General features: G+C 71.6%; 12 protein-coding genes. 5 read left to right on the forward strand and 7 right to left on the reverse strand.

Annotation, left to right across the window (positions count from 1 at the left end; translation table 11 throughout):
• Nucleotides 1-53 precede the first annotated feature (53 nt).
• The 3 genes from HNR40_RS49415 to HNR40_RS57705 all read right to left on the reverse strand — a co-directional run bounded on the left by HNR40_RS49415 (nucleotide 54) and on the right by HNR40_RS57705 (nucleotide 4,246).
• A complete protein-coding gene (locus HNR40_RS49415) occupies nucleotides 54-2,882 on the reverse strand; it encodes a vitamin B12-dependent ribonucleotide reductase (protein WP_184974549.1) in 2,829 nt (942 codons plus the stop codon).
• Nucleotides 2,879-3,394 carry a transcriptional regulator NrdR gene (gene nrdR, locus HNR40_RS49420; RefSeq protein WP_184974552.1) on the reverse strand — a complete coding sequence of 172 codons (516 nt, stop codon included), beginning with the start codon at nucleotides 3,392-3,394 and terminating at the stop codon, nucleotides 2,879-2,881. Before nrdR ends, HNR40_RS49415 begins: the two co-directional genes overlap by 4 nt.
• A gap of 525 nt (nucleotides 3,395-3,919) precedes the next feature.
• Nucleotides 3,920-4,246: a LysM peptidoglycan-binding domain-containing protein gene (locus tag HNR40_RS57705; protein ID WP_184974556.1), complete on the reverse strand. Its 327-nt coding sequence runs from the start codon at nucleotides 4,244-4,246 to the stop codon at nucleotides 3,920-3,922.
• Nucleotides 4,247-5,203: 957 nt separating this feature from the next.
• On the opposite strand from HNR40_RS57705, the gene lexA reads away from it, so the two are divergent.
• On the forward strand, nucleotides 5,204-5,971 hold the full coding sequence (gene lexA / locus HNR40_RS49430) for a transcriptional repressor LexA (RefSeq protein ID WP_376773608.1): 768 nt from the start codon (nucleotides 5,204-5,206) through the stop codon (nucleotides 5,969-5,971).
• 470 nt (nucleotides 5,972-6,441) lie between these two features.
• Complete coding sequence (locus tag HNR40_RS49435; protein WP_312896830.1) at nucleotides 6,442-7,521, forward strand: MalY/PatB family protein; 1,080 nt, start codon at nucleotides 6,442-6,444, stop codon at nucleotides 7,519-7,521.
• A 23-nt stretch (nucleotides 7,522-7,544) separates the two neighbouring features.
• On the opposite strand, the gene HNR40_RS49440 is transcribed toward HNR40_RS49435, so the two are convergent.
• Nucleotides 7,545-10,721, reverse strand: a complete 3,177-nt coding sequence (locus HNR40_RS49440) for a S41 family peptidase (RefSeq protein ID WP_184974559.1) — start codon at nucleotides 10,719-10,721, stop codon at nucleotides 7,545-7,547.
• A gap of 146 nt (nucleotides 10,722-10,867) precedes the next feature.
• Between HNR40_RS49440 and HNR40_RS49445 the strand changes: the two genes are divergently transcribed.
• Entirely contained in the window at nucleotides 10,868-13,237 is a 2,370-nt protein-coding gene (locus HNR40_RS49445) for an endo-beta-N-acetylglucosaminidase (protein ID WP_184974563.1), read from the forward strand.
• A gap of 5 nt (nucleotides 13,238-13,242) precedes the next feature.
• Here the strand turns inward: HNR40_RS49445 and HNR40_RS49450 are convergent, their stop codons facing one another.
• The 3 genes from HNR40_RS49450 to HNR40_RS49460 form a co-directional block, all read right to left on the reverse strand.
• The gene (locus HNR40_RS49450) at nucleotides 13,243-14,205 is read right to left on the reverse strand and encodes a DUF7436 family protein (RefSeq protein ID WP_184974566.1); all 963 of its coding nucleotides are present in this window, start codon (nucleotides 14,203-14,205) and stop codon (nucleotides 13,243-13,245) included.
• Nucleotides 14,206-14,314: 109 nt separating this feature from the next.
• The gene (locus HNR40_RS49455) at nucleotides 14,315-17,932 is read right to left on the reverse strand and encodes a S8 family peptidase (protein ID WP_221341764.1); all 3,618 of its coding nucleotides are present in this window, start codon (nucleotides 17,930-17,932) and stop codon (nucleotides 14,315-14,317) included.
• Nucleotides 17,933-18,011: 79 nt separating this feature from the next.
• Nucleotides 18,012-18,917 (reverse strand): LLM class flavin-dependent oxidoreductase, encoded by a 906-nt coding sequence (locus tag HNR40_RS49460; RefSeq protein WP_184974570.1) that lies wholly within the window; start codon nucleotides 18,915-18,917, stop codon nucleotides 18,012-18,014.
• A 98-nt stretch (nucleotides 18,918-19,015) separates the two neighbouring features.
• Between HNR40_RS49460 and HNR40_RS49465 the strand changes: the two genes are divergently transcribed.
• Nucleotides 19,016-19,354, forward strand: a complete 339-nt coding sequence (locus HNR40_RS49465; RefSeq protein WP_184974573.1) for a YciI family protein — start codon at nucleotides 19,016-19,018, stop codon at nucleotides 19,352-19,354.
• Entirely contained in the window at nucleotides 19,347-20,546 is a 1,200-nt protein-coding gene (locus HNR40_RS49470; RefSeq protein ID WP_184974576.1) for an RNA polymerase sigma factor, read from the forward strand. The genes HNR40_RS49465 and HNR40_RS49470 overlap by 8 nt, the downstream gene beginning before the upstream one ends.
• Nucleotides 20,547-20,631 lie beyond the last annotated feature (85 nt).

Consider the following 20,631-nt stretch of genomic DNA (forward strand, 5'->3'; position numbering starts at 1 on the left):
ATCAGCCGAACGCCCGGCCCCTGTGCGGGACCGGGCGTTCGATCAAGTGGCTGTCAGCTGCAGCCGCTGGTGGAGCCGCAGCCCTCGCAGACGTAGCAACTGCCCGCGGGGCGCATCTTGGTGCCGCAGGTCATGCAGAGCGGCGCGTCGGCCGTGAAGCGCTGGTGGCTCTCCAGCGTCAGCTCGCGGCCCGGCGCCGGCTCGGCGGCCGGCTCCGGCTTCGCCGCCTCTATCGGGGCGGACTGGGCCAGGATCTCCCGGTCCACCGACTCGTGCAGCGGCGCCGGGTCCTCACCACGCTGCTGCGCGGCCCGCTCGGCGGCCGAGAAGATGCCCAGGGCGGCCCGCTCGTCAAAGGGCAGGTGGTCCAGGGCCAGGCGGCGGAAGATGTAGTCCATCACCGACGTGGCCATCCGGATGTCCGGGTCGTCCGTCATCCCGGCGGGCTCGAAGCGCATGTTGACGAACTTGCTCATGTACGTCTCGAGCGGCACGCCGTACTGCAGCCCGATCGAGATCGCCACGGAGAAGGCGTCCATGACGCCCGCCAGCGTCGAGCCCTGCTTGGACATCTTGAGGAAGACCTCGCCCAGTCCGTCGTCCGGGTAGGACGAGGCGGTCATGTAGCCCTTGGCGCCGCCGACCGTGAAGCGGGTCGTCGTGCTGGGGCGCTGGTTGGGCATGCGGCGGCGGGTCGGCCGGTTGACCTCGATGACCTTGACCTCGGGCTCGCCGGCGGCGGCCTCGGTGGTCTTGGCCTCCTCCTTCTTGCCCCCGGCCGACAGCGGCTGGCCGACCTTGCAGTTGTCGCGGTAGACGGCCAGCGCCTTCAGGCCGAGCTTCCAGCCCTCCAGGTAGACCTGCTCGATGTCGTCGATCGTGGCCGACTCGGGCAGGTTGACCGTCTTGGAGATGGCGCCCGACAGGAACGGCTGCGTGGCGGCCATCATCCGCACGTGGCCCATCGGCGCGATCGCGCGCTCGCCCATCGCGCAGTCGAACACCTCGTAGTGCTCGTGCTTGAGGCCCGGGGCGTCGACGACGTGGCCGTGCTCGGCGATGTACTCGACGATCGCCTCGATCTGCTCCTGCTGGTAGCGCATCTGCTTGAGCGCGCGCGGGATCGTCTGGTTGACGATCTGCATCGAGCCGCCGCCGACGAGCTTCTTGAACTTGACCAGCGCCAGGTCCGGCTCGATGCCGGTGGTGTCGCAGTCCATCATCAGGCCGATGGTGCCGGTCGGGGCCAGCAGCGACGCCTGGGCGTTGCGGTAGCCGTTCTTCTCGCCGAGCTTGAGGCACTCCGACCACTGCTTGGACGCCTCAGTGTGGATCTTGGAGTCCATGATGCCGACCGTGCGCAGGTTGTCGTTGGCGGCGGCGTGCTTGCGCATGACGCGCTTGTGCGGCTCGGCGTTGCGGGCATAGCCCTCGTACGCGCCGACGGCCCCCGCCAGCTCCGCGCTGCGGCGGTAGGAGACGCCGGTCATCAGGCTGGTGATGGTTCCGGCCACCGCGCGGCCGCCGTCGGAGTCGTAGGCGTGGCCGGTGGCCATGAGCAGCGCGCCCAGGTTGGCGTAGCCGATGCCGAGCTGGCGGTAGGCGCGGGTGGTCTCGCCGATCTTCTCCGTCGGGAAGTCCGCGAAGGTGATCGAGACGTCCATCGCCGTGATGATCAGCTCGGTGAGCTTCACGAAGTTCGCGATGTCGAAGGAGTTGTCGTCCTTCAGGAACTTCAGCAGGTTGATGCTGGCCAGGTTGCAGGAGGAGTTGTCCAGGTGGACGTACTCGCTGCACGGGTTGGACGCGGTGATCCGGCCGGTCTCCGGGCTGGTGTGCCAGTCGTTGATCGTGCCGTCGTACTGGATGCCCGGGTCGGCGCACTCCCACGCGGCCTTGGCCATCTTGCGGAACAGGTCCTGGGCGTCGACCTCCTCGATGACCTCGCCGGTCAGGCGGGCGCGCAGGCCGAACTTCTCGCCCTTCTCCACCGCGTTCATGAACTCGTCGGAGACGCGCACGGAGTTGTTGGCGTTCTGGTACTGCACGGACACGATGTCCTTGCCGCCCAGGTCCATGTCGTAACCGGCGTCGCGAAGGGCACGGATCTTGTCCTCTTCGCGGGCCTTGGTCTCGATGAACTCCTCGATGTCGGGGTGGTCGACGTCGAGCACGACCATCTTGGCCGCGCGCCGCGTGGCGCCGCCCGACTTGATGGTCCCGGCCGACGCGTCGGCGCCGCGCATGAAGCTGACGGGGCCGCTGGCAGTGCCGCCGCTGGAGAGAAGCTCCTTGGAGGAGCGGATGCGGGACAGGTTGATGCCCGAGCCCGAACCGCCCTTGAAGATCACGCCCTCTTCCTTGTACCACTCCAGGATCGACTCCATCTGGTCGTCCACGGAGAGAATGAAACACGCGCTGACCTGCTGCGGGGACTGCGTGCCCACGTTGAACCAGACCGGCGAGTTGAACGCGAAGACCTGGTGCGCGAGCGCGTACTTGAGCTCGTGGTCGAAGATCTCGGCGTCCTCGTCGGTGGCGAAGTAGCCGTGCTCCACCGCGGTCTTCGTGTACATGCCGACCACGCGGTCGACCAGCTGCTTCAGGCTCCACTCACGCTGCGGGGTGCCCACGGCGCCCCGGAAGTATTTGGTGGTCACGATGTTGGCCGCGTTGACCGACCAGAACTCGGGGAACTCGACACCCCGCTGCTCAAAGTTGATCGACCCGTCGCGCCAGTTGGTCATGACGACGTCACGGCGCTCCCAGGTGATCTCGTCGTAGGGATGCACGCCCGGCTTGGTGAAGATCCGCTTCATCTTCAGACCCTTGCGGGGCTTCTTGCCCCCGCGCGCCACTGAACCGCTTGCCGTCTCCGTCATGACTCCCCCTTCAGGCCCTTGACGGCCGAGTTCGTCTCGCCCTGCACGCTGCCGGTGCGGCTCGACTCCCTCTCCGCCTTCAACTGTTCGATCTCGGCCTCGAAGTCCGCCAGGCTCTCGAAACCGCGATACACCGATGCGAACCGCAGGTACGCCACCTCGTCCAGCTCACGCAGCGGGCCCAGGATCGCCAGCCCCACCTCGTTGGAGGGGATTTCCGCCGCGCCCCTGGCCCGGATGACCTCCTCGACCCGCTGCCCCAGCTGGGCCAGCGAATCCTCCGTCACCGGCCTGCCCTGGCAGGCCCGCCGTACGCCCGCGACGACCTTGTCCCGAGAGAAGGGCTCGGTCACCCCGCTACGCTTGCTCACCATCAGCAGGACCGTCTCCTGGGTGGTGAACCTGCGCCCGCACTCCGGACACGTCCGGCGTCGCCTGATGGCCGCGCCGTCGTCCGTGGAGCGGCTGTCGATGACCCTCGTGTCGGGGTGGCGGCAGAACGGACAGTGCACGCTGCTTCGCCTCCTCGAACGGCCGCGTAAAGCGGTTGTCCCCGTACGCTCGCGCACACCCCACGGCGAGCCATGGAGCGGTCACGGAAACACAAGTTGTGGTGAACTACATCGGTGTAACTACTAGATGTTGTGGTCCTAACGTAGAAGCGCGCGACCATGAACGCAAGTTGGCGCGGCCCTTCCCATCGAAGTCGCTGATCAGCGGGGTGATGGGCGCTGCGGCCGGGCGTGTCGGCGTAAACAAGCGGGGCGAGCCGGGTGTTCCCGGACCTGTTTTCGCAGGTCGATGGGGTGATGGCCGGTGTCGCTGCCCGGACGTTGATGATCTTGCCCGGAGGCCCGGAAGCCCTTCTGCGCCGAGGTTGTGGAGGTTTTTGGGGCTGGTGTGGGGGGTGGTGCCCCTGTGCCTCCGTGAGGCTGGTGCTGCTTGCCTGTCGAACACGAAAGCGCGCGCCCGCCCGGGCGCGCGCTTGCCTTCACGGTGTCCTCGCGAAGCCCTTCAGGGGGTACGGCGATGCGTCGTCAGCGGCCCGAGGGGATGTACAGGCGGGTGCCGGGGCGGATCAGGGAGCTCTTCAGCCCGTTCAGCCGCATGATGTCCCGGGCCACGGCGTCGGCGTCACCCTCGGGGGAGACGGTTCCGGCGATGGTCCAGAGCGTGTCGCCGTCCTCGACCACGACCCATGGCAGGCCCGCATGGCTGGGGACGGTCTGGCTCGCCGAGGCCAGGCTGACCGCCCGGGTGCCCAGCCACAGCCCGGCCAGGGAGAGCGCGGCCACGACCACCACCAGCGCCGCCCTGCCGCGCCGCGTCAGCCGTACGGGCGGCTTGGGCCGATTGACCCGCACCCCACCCCCACGCGACCCACCACCACGCCCGGCACCACCACGTCCGGCACTCCCACGCCCGGCACTCCCACGCCCGGCAGCACCACGTTCGGCACTCCCACGCCTGGCGGCACCACGTCCGGTGCTCCCACGCCTGGCGACCCCACTCCCGGCGACCCCGCTCCCACCGGTCCCGCGCCCTTTAGGACCGCTCTGGTGCGGGAGCGGCTGGGTGTCGTGCGTTCGGGTGTCCCCGGGAGCCCCCGTGGCCCCGGCGACCCTGTTCCGCGCACGCTCCTGACGGCCCCGCGACCGCCCGCCTTTCCTCGAACCGCCCCGGGCACGCTCCTGGCGACCGCGCGGCCGTTCACCCGAACCCCCGCGACCGTCCGCAGACCCGTTGCCCGGCACGGACGCGTCACGCGGCACAGACCCATCACGCGGCGCAGACCCTCCGCTCCGCACAGGACCGTCGGACCGCGCGGGACCGTCGAGTCGTGGGCCGGGTTCTGTGCCTGCGGACTCCGTGCGTGGTGGTGGGACCAGCCAGAGGGTCGGGCCACCGGGACGGCCGCGGCGCACGCGGCCGGGACGCGAGCCCTGCCCGGCCGTGCGCGCCGCGGCCCGCTCCGTGGAATCCCCCGGGCCGCCCTTGTTCGAACGTCCGGTGGCCCGGTTGTTCGAACGGCGGCGCTCGGCGCTCTCGGCGGCGCGCCGGGCGTCGGCCAGGACGATGTCGGCGATCAGCGTGAGCTCCTGGACGTCGTCGCTGGTCGATGATGTGGTGGTGGTCGCTCGCACGATTGGCCTCCCGCCCCTGTGGCCTCAGCAAAAGGCCCAATAAAGATCGGCAAATCGAACACGGTGTCGATCGAACTCCCGTACGATGTTGTACACCACGCGGGCGACATTTTCGAGGAAGACTCGAACAATTGTTTGAGGTTGATCTTCGACGGCGATATCGTCGCTGTGTGCGACATGAAGACCACAGACCGGCAGGCGCGCCGCAGAGGCGGCCGGCCGGGCGAGGAGGAGAGCATGAGCGAGCGGGATGACGCAAACGGGGTCAGCGACCTCGCGGTGCGCCGGCGTGACTCCCTGGGCCTGACCCCACGGCAGCGCAAGATCCTCGAGGTGATCCGCGATTCCGTCCAGCAGCGCGGTTATCCCCCGTCCATGCGGGAGATCGGCGAGGCCGTCCAGCTGACGAGCACGTCCAGCGTGTCGCACCAGCTGACCGCCTTGCAGCGCAAGGGCTACCTGCGCCGCGACCCACACCGTCCGCGCGCGCTGGAGGTCCGCCTGCCCGGCGAGCCGGTCCTGTGGGTCGATCCCGACGCCAACGACGACGAGCCCGCGGTCAGCCGCCCGACCGCGGCTTATGTCCCGCTCGTCGGCCGCATCGCCGCCGGTGGCCCGATCCTGGCCGAGGAGAGCGTCGAGGACGTCTTCGCCCTCCCCAAGCAGCTCGTCGGCGAGGGCACCCTCTTCCTCCTGCAGGTCTCCGGTGACTCGATGATCGAGGCCGCGATCGCCGACGGCGACTGGGTCGTGGTCCGCCAGCAGCCGGTGGCGGAGAGCGGAGACATCGTGGCCGCCATGATCGACGGCGAGGCCACGGTGAAGACCTTCAAGCGCAAGGACGGCCACGTCTGGCTGGTCCCCCACAACCCCAACTACGACCCCATCCCGGGCGACGAGGCCAGCGTCCTGGGCAAGGTGGTAGCCGTCCTCCGCCGCCTCTGACCCTCAGGGCCCGGCACCCCGCCGGGCCCTCTCCCCCTCACCCGGCCCACGACCTTGCGCGCGCCTGTCTTCGAGTACGGCGCCGCTCGGGCACCCGGGACACCGCGCTTTTCACCACCTCTTCGCGCCCCGGGGACCGCGCCTTTCACCACCTCTCCACGCAAGGCCCACGGCCCACGGAACGCCAGGGCACAGCAAGCGCCTTTACCGAAACGCCCCCCGCGCCTCTGACGGGCGATCACCGCGCCCACCCTCGACAACACGCCCCGCCACGCGGCTCCTCCTTGACGCGCGCCGGGTGCCGTTCGGGTGAGGTGCGAGGGTGGTCTGCTCCGCATGGGTGGTAGTGCGGGGCGGTGAGCAGGGGCGCGGGGTGGAGGGGTGGAGGGAGCTGGCGCGGTCTGGGATGAGGTGGGAGGTGGGTGAAATCCGGCCCTGTCGGGAAATGTCGGGAAAAATACAATGCTCGGGTGAAACGTGATGGGTTGAAGTGGAGCAAGGTCGCGCCGGGTGTGATTCCGGCCTGGGTGGCGGACATGGATCTGCCCACCGCCCCGGCCGTCGTGGACGCGCTCAAGGCGCGGGCGGAGGGTGATCTCGGCTATCCGACCTGGCTGGACAACCACCAGGCCGGCCCCATGTCCGAGGCGTTCGCCGAGCGCATGGCCGGGAAGTTCGGCTGGGTTCCCGACATCGAACACTGCCGCACCTACAGCGACATCAACCAGGCCCTCCAGGTGTTCCTGCAGGTCTGGACGCGCCCCGGTGACGGGGTGGCGCTTCATACACCCGCCTATCACCCGTTCCTGGGCACTCTGGCCGGAATGGACCGTCCGATGCGCCCGATCCAGCTGGAACCCGACGGCGACTCGTGGCGGTTCGAGGTGCCGGACCTGCGCGGGTGCCGGGTGCTGCTGCTGGTCAACCCGCACAATCCCACCGGACGCGTCTTCACCCGCGCCGAACTGGAACTCCTGGCCGAGCACGCGGTCCGCCACGACCTGCTGGTGATCTCCGACGAGATCCACGCCGACCTCGTGTACGCCCCCAACCGGCACATCCCGTTCGCCACGATCCTCCCGGACCGCACCGTCACCCTGACCTCGGCCACCAAGGCGTTCAATCTGGGCGGCATCCGCTGCTCGATCGCCCACGTCGGCGCGCCCGAGGTGCGCAAGGCCCTCGAAGAGCAGCCCCCCTTCGTGTACGGCTCAGCCCACCTGTTCGGCGTCGAGGCCACGGTGGCGGCCTGGCGGCACGGCGACACGTGGCTGGCGGAAACGGTCGCCCTCCTGGACCGCAACCGGCACACCCTCGCCGCCCGCCTCCCGGGCACGGTCGGCTACCGGGTGCCCGAGGCCACGTACCTGGCCTGGCTGGACGTCGGCCGTCCGGGCGTGGCCGACGTCCTGGAGCGCGAGGCCAGGGTCCTGCTGAACGACGGGGCCGCCTTCGGCCCCGGTGGTGACGACTACGTGCGGCTCAACTTCGCCACCACCGAGGACACCGTGGCCCAGATCCTGGACCGCATCGTGCCGGTCCTCGCCTGAAGAGACTCGCCTGAAGCGAAGGGTCAGGCGATGGGCGGAAGGTCGGGCGGCGTGGCCGGAGGGTGTTCCTCCAGCGCCGCCAGGGCCAGCTCCACCGCCTTCTCCAGCTGCGGGTCCCGTCCCGCGACCCGGTCCTGCGGCGTCATGACCACCTCGACGTCCGGGTCGACGCCGTAGTTCTCGACCCCCCAGCCGTGCCCCCCCTCCAGCCAGAACGAGTACCGGGGCTGCGTGACCACGGTTCCGTCGACCAGCGCGTACCTGGAGTCGATGCCGATGACGCCACCCCACGTCCGGGTCCCGACCAGCGGCCCGATGCCGCGGATCTTGATGCCGGCGCTGACGATGTCGCCGTCGGAGCCGGCGAACTCGTCGGTGACGGCGACGATCGGGCCGCGCGGGGAGTCCTCGGGGTAGCGGCGGGGTTCGTAGCCGCGGGCGCGCGCCCAGCCGGACACCCGCCGGGACAGCTTCTCCAGCACGAGCTCGGAGGTGTGCCCGCCACCGTTCTCCCGCACGTCCACGACGAGGCCGTCGTGGTCCATCTCGGTGCGCAGGTCGCGGTGGAACTGCGCCCACCCGGCGGCGACCATGTCGGGAACGTGCAGGTAGCCGAGCCGGCCGCCGGACAGTTCGTGGACACGGGCCCGGCGGCTCTCGACCCACTCGTGGTAGCGGAGCTGGGTCTCGTCGGTGATCGGGGTGACGACGACGCGGCGCGGGTCGCCGCCCGACGCCGGCCGTACCGTGAGCTCGGTGGGGTGACCGGCGGTCCCGGCGAGGGAGGCGAGCGGGCCGCGCACGGGGTCGACCGGGCGGCCGCCCACGGCGAGGATCGCGTCGCCCTCGCGGACGGCGACGCCTGGCGCGAGCAGCGGCGAGCGCGCGTCGTGGTCGGAGCTCTCGCCGGGCAGGATGCGCGTGACGCGCCAGGCGCCGTCCTCGTCGCGGGCCAGGTCGGCGCCGAGCAGGCCCTGGCGGCGCCGGGGGTCGACGCCGGAGCCGTTGGGGCGGGCGTAGGCGTGGGAGGTGCCGAGTTCGCCCTGTACCTCCCAGAGCAGGTCGATCAGCTCGGAGTAGGCGCCGATGCGCTCGACGAGCGGGGCGTAGCGGTCGAGCATGCCCTGCCAGTCGACGCCGTTCATGTCCGCGCGCCAGAAGTGGTCGCGCATGAGGCGGCCGGCCTCGTGGTAGCTCTGGCGCCATTCCGCGACGGGGTCGATGGTGACGCCGACGCGGTCGAGGTCGATGGTCACGACCTCCTCGCCCTCGCTCGCGGCGCGGGTCTGCAGGCCGTTCTTGCCGTTGGTGACCAGGCGGCTGCCGTCGGCGCTGACCTCGAACGCGCGGTACTCCTTGCCGAGCTCGGCCTTGGCGCGCTTCTTGAGGTCGTAGCGCTCCAGCACGACCTCGGGGGTGACGTCGCTGCCGTCGCCGAGCTGGCCGGTCAGCGGGTGGCGCAGCCACAGCAGGGCGTCCTTGGCGGTGCGCAGGTTGCCGTAGCGGCCGGCGGGCACGGGGACGGGCACGACGCGGGCGGCCAGCCCTTCGGCGTCGACCTCGGTGCGCGGCGGCGTGTCGCCGTTCTTCTTGTCCTTGCCGTCCTTTCCGCCCTTGTCGTCCTTTCCTCCCTTGTCGTCCTCGCCGTTGAAGCCGCGTCCCTGCAGGCTCGGGTCGAACGGGCTGGGCGTGGTGGCCTGCAGCGGCACCATGTACGGCCGGCAGGCGTTGGGAAAGGACAGGTCGAAGACGTGCGAGTCGTAGACCGGATCGAAGGTCCGCATGGACAGGAACGCCAGGTGCTTGCCGTCCTTGGTGAAGACCGGCGAGTAGTCGGCGAAGCGCGGCTGGGTCACCTCCAGCGTGGCGGTCCCGTCGATCCGCCCGACCTTGATCTGCGTGAGCGGTTCCGGATGCGGATGGACCCAGGCGAGCCAGGCGGAGTCGGGCGAGAAGGCCAGGTCGCCGATGTCGCCGTGGACGGTCCTGTCGAGTTCGCGCAGCGTGCCGCTGTCGAGGTCGACGGCGAGCAGGCGGCCGTCGTGGGTGGCGACGGCGGCGTGCTTGCCGTCGGGCGCGGCGACCAGTTCGAGCACCCGTCCGAGCTCCCCGGCGGCCAGGGTGCGGATCTCGCCGCCGGGCACGCCGGTCTCCAGCGCGTCCTCGCCGGTGGCGTCGGAGACCCAGATGGCGCGGCCGTCGGCGTCGAGGGTGCGCGGCAGCCGTACCCGCACGCCTGCTTCGGCGCGTAGCGCGCCGGCGGGACCGTCGCGGTGGGTCACCCAGTGCGCGGTGCCGCGGATCTCGATCGCGCTGGCGCGTCCGGTCGCGTCGGGCGAGAAGCCGCCGACACGGGCGGGCGCCGGGCGCTTGGCGCGCGCCGGTCGCGGCCCGCCAAGCGTGATGTCCAGCTTGTACGGCTCCGCGTCCAGCCCGTCCAGCAACCAGAGGTCCCCCGCATGGCTGTAGACCACGCGCTGCCCGTCGGTGGCCGCGTGCCGGGCGTAGAAGCCGTCGTGCGTGGTGTGCCGACGCACGTCGGAACCGTCGGCCAGGGCGGAGTAGAGGTTGCCGGTCCCGTCCTCGTCGTTGAGGAACGCCAGCCGCTCCCCCACCCACATGACCGACCAGTACGGCGAGAGCCGGTCGGCGAACAGCCGCTCGAACTCGCCGTCGCCGTCGGCGTCCACCCAGATCTTGCCCGCGGTCCCGCCGCGGTAGCGCTTCCACTGCGACGGTTCGCGCCACACCGCGGAGACCACCGCGACCCGCTCGCCGTCGACGGCGGCCTCGCTGACCCACCCGTAGGGCAGCCGCGTGGCGGGCCCGCCGTCGAGTGGCACGGAGTAGGCCCAGGTCCGGCTCCGGCCGCCTTCGCCGCCGGCGGTCACGGCCAGCACGTTCCCGTCGGCGGTCCAGCCGCGTACGCCGGTCGTGGCGTTGCCCCAGAACGTCAGCCGGTCGCCGGCCCCGCCGTCGATCTCGGCGGCGAAGGCTTCAGGGGCGCCTTCGCGGGCGCCGGTCCAGGCGATGCGGGCGCCGTCGGGAGAGAAGCGGGGGAAGCTGACCGGGATGCGGTCGGCGGTGAACCGCCAGGCGCGGCCACCGCCCAACGGAGCGAGCCAGACATCGTCGTCGGCGACGAAGGTGACCAGGTCACCGTGCAGATGCGGATATCTCAGGTATGCGCCATTTGTCACATCTGAACCCTAGTGCTCGGTCCGCGGTGACGGCTCGTGCTCGCTCCCAGCGAACAGCCCGCTAAAGCGGTCTAGTACAAGAACAGAGGATGAAGTAGCGTCTCCACCGCAGACAGCTAAAGCGATTTAGCATCGAGGAGAGCTTCATGACCCGTCGTCTGTTACCCCTGCTGTGCGGGGTCCTGGTCGCGACCGCCCTCGTCGCCCTCCCCGCACGGGCCGCCGCCCCCGGCGACCAGCCGTACGCCTCGTACTGGCACCCCAACAGCATCCTGTCCTGGAACCCGGCGAGCGACCCCGACGCCCGGTTCAACCGGTCCAGCGTCCCGCTGCGCCCCCGCGTCTCGGACCCGGCGCTGAAGGCCAACGCCAACGCCCGCGCCGGTGAGGGCCGCGTCGCCTCGCTGGCCGCCTTCGCCCCGACCTCGGCCAACCCCTCCCAGGGCGGACTCGACCCGAACTACTACGCCTTCACCTACTGGCAGTACATCGACACGCTGGTCTTCTGGGGCGGCTCGGCGAGCGAGGGCCTGATCCTCGCCCCCAACGGCCCGGTGATCGACGCCGCCCACCGCAACGGCGTCAGGGTCTACGGGACCGTCTTCTTCCCGCCCACCGCCTACGGCGGCCAGATCCAGTGGGTACGCGACTTCGTCCAGAAGCAGGGCTCCGCCTACCCCGTGGCCGACAAGCTCGCCCAGGTGGCCCAGCACTACGGCTTCGACGGCTGGTTCATCAACCAGGAGACCGCCGGCGGCGACGCCGCGCTGGCCACCGAGCTGCGCAATGTGATCTCCTATCTACGCGCCAAGGGCATGCAGGTCATGTGGTACGACGCCATGACCGAGTCCGGCGCCATCTCCTGGCAGGACGCGCTGACCAGCGCCAACGACAGCTTCTTCCAGGCCTCCGACAACATGTTCATCGACTTCGGCTGGTCGGGCCTGACCTCCTCTCGCGACCTGGCCCGCACGATGGGGCGCAGCGAGTTCGACCTGTACAGCGGCATCGACACCGAGGCCAACGGCTACAACTCGAGCGTCAACTGGAACGCGGTCTTCCCCGGCGGCCAGCCGCACGTGACCTCGCTGGGCATCTACCGCCCCGAGTGGACGTGGAAGTCCGCGAGCGGCCCGGCAGACTTCCGCACCCGCGACTCCCGCTACTGGGTGGGCGCCAACGCCGACCCGTCGAACACGAGCACCACCTCGGCCTGGAAGGGCCTGGCCAACTACGTGGCCGAGTCGAGCCCGGTCACCGGCAAGCCGTTCGTCACCGGGTTCAACACCGGTCACGGCGACTTCTACAACGTCGGCGGGACCCGGGTGCGTACCGGCGGCTGGAACAACCTGTCCGTCCAGGACGTGCCGCCCACCTACCGCTGGGTCATCACCTCGTCCGGGACCAAGCTCACCCCCTCGATCGACTACGGCGACGCCTACGAGGGCGGCTCCTCGCTCCGCCTGACCGGCACCCTCGACGCCGCCAACACCCTGCGCCTCTACCAGACGCGCCTGCCGGTGGCGGCCGACACCAAGCTCTCGGTCGTGGTGAAGACGCCGTCCGCGGGGCCGACCCGGCTGAAGGCGGCCGTGGCCTTCACCGACGCCCCCTCGACCTTCGTGCCGCTGGACCTCGGCTCGACCGGCGGCACCGGCTGGGAACGCAAGACGCTCGACCTGTCCGCCCACGCGGGCCGTACCATCGCCCAGGTGGGCCTGCGCGCGGAAGGCACGGCGGGCGCCTACGACGTCCGGGTCGGCCAGCTCGCCGTCTACGACGGCGCGGTCGACGTGCCCGGCGCCCCCTCCGCGCTCACCGTGCTCGGCGCCACCGACGTCTCCCCCACCCGCAAGTCGCTCCGGCTGAGCTGGACCGGCTCCGGCCGCCCGCACCACTACGACCTCTACCGCCGCAACGCCGACGGCACCCGCACCTACCTGGGCGCCACCCCGGGCGACGCCTACTTCGTGCCGCAGCTCGACCGCGCCGGATCCGAGGCGAGCACCACGCTCGACGTCGAGGCGGTCAGCACCGAGTACGGCCGCTCGGCCCCGGCCAGCACCACGGTCTCCTGGTCCGGCACCGGCGCGACGAACCTGGCGCTGAACCGCCCGGTCACCGCCTCCGGCCAGTGCAACACGAACGAGGGCCCGGCCAAGGCGGTCAACGGCAGCGTGGGCGGCGGCAACACCGACAAGTGGTGCGCCCTGACCGCGACCAAGTGGATGGAGGTGGATCTCGGCGCGTCCAAGGCCCTGACCAGGTTCACCGTCAGGCACGCGCAGGCAGGCGGCGAGTCCGCCTCCTGGAACACCCGGGCGTTCACCATCCAGGTCCGCGCCTCGGCGTCGGACCCCTGGACCACCGCGGTCACGGTCACGGCCAACACAGCAGCCGTCTCCGACCACCCGGTGACGCTCACCGCCCGCCACGTACGCCTGAACATCACCACACCCACCCAGAACGGCGACCCGGCGGCCCGGATCTACGAGTTCGAGGCCTGGGGCGGCTAGCGGCCCTAGGCCCAGCCGCGCTGCGCGGCCTGCCAGCCGAGCTGGACCCGGGTACGCACGCCCGCCAGGTCCATGAGCTGCCGGATCCGCCGCTGCAGCGTGCGCAGGGACAGACCGAGCTGACCGGCGACTGCCTCGTCGGTCAGCCCGGCCAGCAGGAGGCTGAGGATCTTGGCGTCCAGCTCGGTGATGTCCGGGTCCGCGCCGGCCGCCGAGGCGTCCATGCGCAGCGGGTAGGCGCGCTCCCACACCGCCTCGAACAGGGCCTCGACCGCGGCCAGCAGGCCGCTGCCGTGCAGCAGCACCGCGCCGGGCCGGTCACCGGCCGAGGTGCTCAGCGGGACGAGGGCGAGCGCCGAGTCGGCCATGATCAGCTTGATCGGCAGCCGGTCGGCGACCCGTACCTGCACGCCCTGCCGTAGCGAGGTGACGGCCTCCTGGGCGGCGCCGGGCGCGGTGAGCAGGTCGCGTTCGACCACCACGCGGTAGCTCACCCCGCGTTTGACGCCCTGTTCCTCGGCGGCGTTCTCGCCGATCGGCACCGCGACGAACGGCGCGGTGGAGAAGCTGCGGACCTGTTCCTTGGCGGCGTGCTGCACCTGGGCGAAACGCTGGCGCAGCGCGTCGACTCCGGACACGACCTCGATCAGGTCGCCGATGGCGCGACCGGCGGCGGCCGAGCGATGCTCCTCGGCCAGGGCGATGAGGGCGAGCTCGGCCGTGCGCAGTTCGTCGCGGCGGACGGTGAGCAGCGCGCCGAGCGCGACCGCGGGCGGCACGGCGCAGAACCGCTCGCCGGGCAGGGTGCTGACCAGGCCACGGGCGGCGAGGCTGCGCGCCAGCTCGTCCGCGCGCGGCCCCGGGAGGGTGAGCGCGGCGCCGATCTCGCCAGCAGAGGCGGACGGCCGGGCGACCAGGTGGCGGTAGACCGCCTCCTCCTCGTCGGTGAGGCCGAGCGCCTCCAGCACGTTCCCCGCCCTTCCCCGCCGTGTCGGGACGCGGATCAGTATGGGGGCAGGCCCGAGGCCGAAGCCGGAAATCCCGTCTTCGGCCCCGGATCGTGATTTCACGGTTATGTCAGCGCAGGCCGAACGCCCGGATGATCTCCTGGGAGACCGTCCTGCCCTGCGCGTCCTTGGCCGTCGCCTTCAGCGAGACGAACCCCTTCCTGCCCAGCGTGACCAGGTCCGCGCGCCACGCACCGGCCCCGGCCGGGCGCAGCCGTACCTGCTGCCAGGTCGCGCCGTCGTCGAAGGATGCCTGCAGCGTCGCCTCCGTCGCCTTGCCCGGCTTGTCCAGCCACTCCTGCGTCGTGCCCGACAGCCCGATGCGCGCCACCGGCCCGCGCACGTCGCCCGCCAGGTCCGTGCGCACGTCGTAGTCGAGCTGCAGCAGCGGGATGTCCACGTTGAACGGCCCGTCCGGGTCGTTGGCGTCGGAGGTGAACCCCCACTCGGTGCGCGTGCGGGTCGAGGTCCGCCACGTCCCGCCGTCCCTGGCGCTGTCCAGCACCAGCCGGTACGGCAGCGCCGCCTCGGCCAGCGGGTCACGCGGCGAGAACGCCCGCCCCTTGGCCCGCTGGATCAGCTTGTCGCCCTGGTAGAGCGCGATCGAGGTGGTGTCGTACTCGTCGTCCGGCATCGATCCCGCCCGGCCAGGACCGCCGTCCGTCCACGGCGTGATGTTGAACTGGACGTAGCCGTTCGTCTGCCGGAACGGGCCCCAGTAGGTGTCGCCCAGCCTGGGCCTGGCGACCGGGTGGAACCACTCCTGCTCCAGCCGCTCGCCCGCCCGGTAGGTGCGCGGCGACTGACGCATCTCCCAGGCGGCGAAGTAATTCAGGCCGACGCCGTGGTTCTCGTACCAGATCGAGCCCGGCTGGGTGGAGACCCACTCGGTGCGCTGCTTGGGGAACGTCTCATATTCCTCGAAGCCGATGGCCGGGCCCCAGCCCTCGCGCATGTCGTAGCGGTAGCCGCTGCCGACCTTGGCGCCGCTGCCGTAGTAGGTGGACTCGACCTTGGCCAGGCCGCGCGGGTGGTAGGCCAGGTCGCGGTCGGGGACCGCCTCCGGGTGCACGTCGACCAGGTCGTACAGGTAGTCGGCATACCGGGACTGCTCGGTGGCCAGGAGCAGGCGGCCCTTCCTGGCCAGCTCGGCGGCCTTCGCCCCGGCGTCGCGGGTGAGGGAGGCGACGGGGATCGTGACGGCTTCGCCGTACACCTCCATGAGGCGGCCGGGACGGTCGTTGACGACGAGCAGGAGCTTGGCCCCCGCGGCGATCGCCTTCGCGGCCCGCGCCTGCGGGGTGACGGCGTCGGAGCGCTCGACGATCACGGCCTTGCCGCGCGCGTCGATGCCGGTGTAGTCGTCGCCCTTGCCCGCGAAGACGCCCTTGAGCAGGGCCCGGCCGTCGGTGATCGTGGCGTCGATCTGGACCAGCGCCTCGATCGGCGGCAGGCCGGGGGCGCTGACGCCGAGCATGGGCTGGCCCTTGCGCCAGCGGGTGAGCAGGCCGAACGAGCCCTGCGTGACCTTCTCGGTGGGGCTGACGTAGACGTCCTCGATCGCGACGGGCGTCTGGTAGGCGCCGCGCGCGCCCGCGCCTTCCGGCGGCGAGCGGTAGAAGTCCACCTTGACCTGGCGGTCCTCGGTGCGCTGCGGGACCTTCGCGCTGACCCGCCGGGCGCGGGCGGCGTCGAGGACGACCTCGGTGTCCTTGTTCAGCGTGATCTCGGGATCCACGAGTACGGCGGTGCCGAGCGCGTCGGCCCGCTCGCCCGCCACCGGCAGGTAGCTGGTGGCCATGTACGAGCCGGGCGGCAGGCGCAGCGTGCGCTTGCCGTCCACGGCGTACTGCCACGGATAGCGGTCGCCGAGCAGCGAGAGCACCACGTATCCGGCGGCGGGCTTGCCGGAGCGGTCACGCAGTTCGAGCGTGAGGTCGTAGAGCTCGCGCTCCTTGACCGCGGCGAAGGCGGTGCGCACCGTGATCGTGCCGTCGGTCGCGGTGACCAGGCCCGACAGGGTCTGGTCGGCCTCCAGCCCGGCCGGCTCGACGCTCAGCTCGACCGTGGCGCTCCCCTTGGCGGGGACGGTGACGGACGGCGCGGACAGCTTGGCAGGCGCCTGCGCGGTGAGGTTCAGGGTGGCGGGGGCGTCGCCGTCGTTGCGGTAGGTGATGGTCCGCTTGACCGGCGCCTCGCCCGCCTCGTGCGGCCAGTCGAACATCGCCACCGGCACCGAGCCGGTCGCGCTGACCTTCGCGCCGACGGCCGCGGCCACGTCCAGGCGGCCGGTGCCCTGCTCGTACGGGGTGTTGTCCAGGCCCTTGGCGCTGCTCATCAGCGTGTCCTTGAGCTGCTGCCAGGTCCAGTCCGGGTGGCGCTGCTTGAGTATCGCCGCCGCTCCGGCCACGTGCGGGGTGGCCATGGAGGTGCCGTCCATCGCCACGTACGGGCCGCTGCCGCCGGCGAACGACGACCGCGCCGCGTTGATCTTGACGCCCGGGGCGGAGATGTCCGGCTTGAGGCCGTAGGTGAGGGTCAGCGGGCCCTGGCTGGAGAAGGGGGCGCGCTGGTCAGATTTGTCCACGGCGGCCACGGTCAGCGCGCTGGCCGCCGAGCCCGGCGAGCCGATCGAGCCGGGGTTGTAGGCGTTGCCCGCGGCGATCACGAAGAGCGTGTTGTGCTTCCTGGACAGTTCGTCCACGGCCAGCGACATCGGGTCCGAGCCGGAGTCGGGCAGCGGCGAGCCGAGGCTCATGCTGACCACGCCCGCCTTGCTCGCCGCCCACTCCATGCCCGCGATGATCCACGAGTCCTGGCCGCTGCCCTCGTCGTCGAGGACCTTGCCGACCAGCAGGTCCGCGCCCGGGGCCACGCCCTTGTTGGCGCCCGAGGAGGCGGCGCCGGTGCCGGCGATCGTGGAGGCGACGTGGGTGCCGTGGCCGTTGGCGTCCTTGACCTCCTGGCCGGGCACGAAGCTGGCCTGCTCGGCGATCTGGCCCTGCAGGTCGGGGTGGGTGGCGTCGACGCCGCTGTCGAGCACGGCGACCTTGACGCCGTTGCCGTCCAGGCCCTGTGCCCAGGCCGCCGGGGCCTGGACCTGCGGGACGCTCTCCTTGAGGTTCGCCCTGGCCTTGCCGTCGAGCCAGATCTTCGCCGCGCCGGAGGTGGCGAGGCCGTTCCAGAACTCGCGGACGTCCTGCTTCTGCGCCCGCAGGGCCGCGCCCCTGACGCTGGGCAGCGCCCGCACGATCGAGGCGCCGCGCGGAGCCGAGCGCGGGGCCGCGCCCTGGTAGGTGGCGATCATGGGCACGCCGCCGCTGCGCGCGTCGTCGTAGCCCATCTCGACCAGGTCGGTGACGTTGAACAGGCGCGGGTCGAGCTTGCCGGCCGCCAGCAGCGGGGCCGCCTCGTCGGGGACGACGTGCACGTCGCCGCCGGTGTAGTACGTCTGGACGCCGCCGGTGGCGTCCTTGGGACGCTCGACGGAGACCACGTCAGCGTCGCCCGGCCGGTCGGTGAAGCGGACCTTGTGCCCGGTGATCAGCGTGACGGCGACCTCCTGCGGGGCCGTTTCCAACGTCGTCTCTAAGGCGGCGTGGGCGGTCGCGGGGGTCAGCGCGGTGGCCGCGAGCGCGGTCGCGGCCACCGCCCCGGCCAGCCGCCGGGAGGAGGGAGTGAGGGGCATGCGACCGATCTAACGCCGGGCGATCGGCCCGGCATAGGCGACGGCCTGGCGGAAACCCGCCCTGGCGGCGACCCGCCACCTAACCCTGGGTCACGTACGCGTTGACGGCTCCGGCCAGCTCGATCTGGTGGAGGAAGTCGCTGCCGTCGATGCCGAAGCCGACCTCGGCCGCGCCCGCCTCGGCGAAGGCCGCCACCCGTTCCGCCGCCTCCTGCGGGGAACCGCTCACCGTGGCCTCGCGGATCTCCTCGGGCGAGAGCTGGAAGAAGCCGGCGAGCTGGGCCTCCATCGCCCGCTTCGCCTCGGGGTCGTCGCCGAGGACGGCGTGCACGCCCACGTGGACGAAGGGGGTGGGCCTGCCGTACTCGTCCGCGAGCTCCCTCAGCCTGTCCACGGCGACCTTGAGCTGGGCCGGGGTCAGCCCGGACGGCAGCCAGCCGTCGGCGTAGCGTGCCACCCGCCGCAGGGCGGCGTCGCCGGTGCCGGAGCCGACCAGCAGGGGCGGCACCGCCGTACCCGGAGCGAGCGTCACCTCCGGGCCGTCACCTACCTGGGTGGGCCGGCCGGCGATCAGGCCGGGCAGCACTTGCAGGGCCTCGTCGGCCGCGCGGCCGCGGTTGGCGCCGGTCGCGCCGATCGCCGTCCAGAACGGCGAGCCGGGAAAGCCGCCGATGCCCACGCCGAGCCGTACCCTGCCCCGCGAGAGGTACTGCAAGGTCTGCACCTGGGCCGCCATCATCGCCACCGGCCGGGTAGGCGCGGACAGCACCCCGAAGTCCAGCTTGACCCGCTCGGTGACGGCGGCGGCCGTGGCCAGCGTGACCACGCTCTCCAGCGCGAGCGTCCCGTCGCCGATGAGCACGTCGGCCGCGCCCACGGAGTCGAGACCGGCCTCCTCGGCCAGCCGCGCCGCGCGGGCGACGCCGTCCGGGCCGAGCTTCTCTGTCTCCTGCATCGTCGGAAGTCCGACGCCGATCTTCACCATGGGTCCACTGTGCAACCTCAACTCGACTTGAGGTCAATTCGTGTCGAGAAAGGGCGGTGCCGTTCGTATAGAAGGTGACCGAGGGAAAGGACACGGACATGAACTACCTGCTCGCGATCTACCAGCCCGACGGCGAGCCGCCGGAGGGGCTGCTGGACGAGGTGCTGCCGCGCGTCATGGCCTGGGACGAGGAGGTCAAGGCGGCCGGGCAGTGGGTGTTCGCCGCCGGGCTGCACCTGGCCTCGACCGCGACCGTCGTGCGCGCCGAGGACGGCGACGTGCTCATGACCGACGGGCCGTTCACCGAGGGCAAGGAACATCTCGGCGGCTTCACCGTGATCAGTGCCCCCGACCTGGACGACGCCCTGGAGTGGGCCGGCAAGCTGGCGGCGGCGACCGGCCTGCCGATCGAGGTGCGCCCGATCCACGGTGACTGACCAGGTCGAACGCGTCTTCCGCGAGGAGTACGGCCGCGCGGTCGCCGTCCTGGTGCGCTCCTTCGGCGACATCGAGCTGGCCGAGGAGGCGGTTCAGGACGCCTTCGCGACCGCGTTGCGCCGCTGGCCGCAGGACGGACCCCCGGCCAGCCCGTCCGGGTGGATCATCACCACCGCCCGCAACCGGGCCATCGACCGGCTGCGCAAGGAGTCCACCCGCCAGGACCGGCACGCGCAGGCCGCGCTCCTGCACGCCCGCGAGGAGCCGCCCGCCGAGGAGGGACCCGTGCGCGACGAACGGCTGCGCCTGATCTTCACCTGCTGCCATCCGGCCCTGGCCAGGAACGTCCAGGTCGCGCTCACGCTGCGGCTGCTCGGCGGGCTCACCACCGCCGAGATCGCGCGGGCGTTCCTGGTGCCGGAGCCGACCATGGCCCAGCGATTGGTGCGCGCGAAGGGCAAGATCCGCGACGCGAAGATCCCTTACCGGGTGCCGAAGGAGTCCGACCTGCCCGGCCGGCTGCGGCCGGTGCTGGCCGTCCTCTACCTCATCTTCAACGAGGGCTACACCGCCGGCTCCGGCGAACACCTGGTCAGGGCGGCCCTCTGCGCCGAGGCGATCCGGCTCGGACGGCTGCTGGCCGCGCTCATGCCGGACGAGCCCGAGGTGATCGGGCTGCTGGCCCTCATGCTGCTGATCGAGGCGCGGCGGGCCGGCCGTACCGGGGAGTCGGGTGAGCTGGTCCCGCTCGCCGAGCAGGACCGCGCGCGGTGGGACCGCGCGCTCATGGCAGAAGGCCGTGAGCTGGTACGGCGGTGCCTGCGCCGTGGCCTTCCCGGTCCCTACCAGATCCAGGCGGCGATCAACGCGGTCCACAGCGACCCGCCGCCGACGGACTGGGCGCAGATCCTGGCCCTCTACGACCAGTTGATCGCGCTGGCCCCGACGCCCGTCGTGGCGCTGAACCGGGCGGTCGCGCTCGCCGAGGTCCGGGGACCCGCCGAGGCGCTGCCCCTGGTCGAGGCGCTCCCGCTGGACGGCTATCACGTCTGCCATGCCGTCCGCGCCGACCTGCTGCGCCGCCTGGGCAGGGATGCCGAGGCGGCGCGGGCCTACGAACGCGCGATCGCGCTCACCGGCAACGCGGCCGAACGCGCGTTCCTACAGGACCGGCTGACGGCCCTGCGGTAACGAACGCGCGTTCCGCGGTCCGGCGGGCGGCCCTGCACTGACGAACGCGCGTTCCAGCTCGCGGCCCCGCGGTGACGTCCGTCGG

Origin of the sequence: Nonomuraea endophytica (genome assembly GCF_014203235.1) — a bacterium.
GTDB classification, from domain to species: domain Bacteria; phylum Actinomycetota; class Actinomycetes; order Streptosporangiales; family Streptosporangiaceae; genus Nonomuraea; species Nonomuraea endophytica.

What these genes read in the sequence shown, in the direction of transcription:
- HNR40_RS49415 (WP_184974549.1), bottom strand. Translation starts at nt 2,882, where the DNA reads ATGACGGAGACGGCAAGCGGTTCAGTGGCGCGCGGGGGCAAGAAGCCC.
- lexA (WP_376773608.1), top strand. Translation starts at nt 5,204, where the DNA reads ATGAAGACCACAGACCGGCAGGCGCGCCGCAGAGGCGGCCGGCCGGGC.
- HNR40_RS49460 (WP_184974570.1), bottom strand. Translation starts at nt 18,917, where the DNA reads ATGGTGAAGATCGGCGTCGGACTTCCGACGATGCAGGAGACAGAGAAG.
- HNR40_RS49445 (WP_184974563.1), top strand. Translation starts at nt 10,868, where the DNA reads ATGACCCGTCGTCTGTTACCCCTGCTGTGCGGGGTCCTGGTCGCGACC.
- HNR40_RS49455 (WP_221341764.1), bottom strand. Translation starts at nt 17,932, where the DNA reads ATGCCCCTCACTCCCTCCTCCCGGCGGCTGGCCGGGGCGGTGGCCGCG.
- HNR40_RS49465 (WP_184974573.1), top strand. Translation starts at nt 19,016, where the DNA reads ATGAACTACCTGCTCGCGATCTACCAGCCCGACGGCGAGCCGCCGGAG.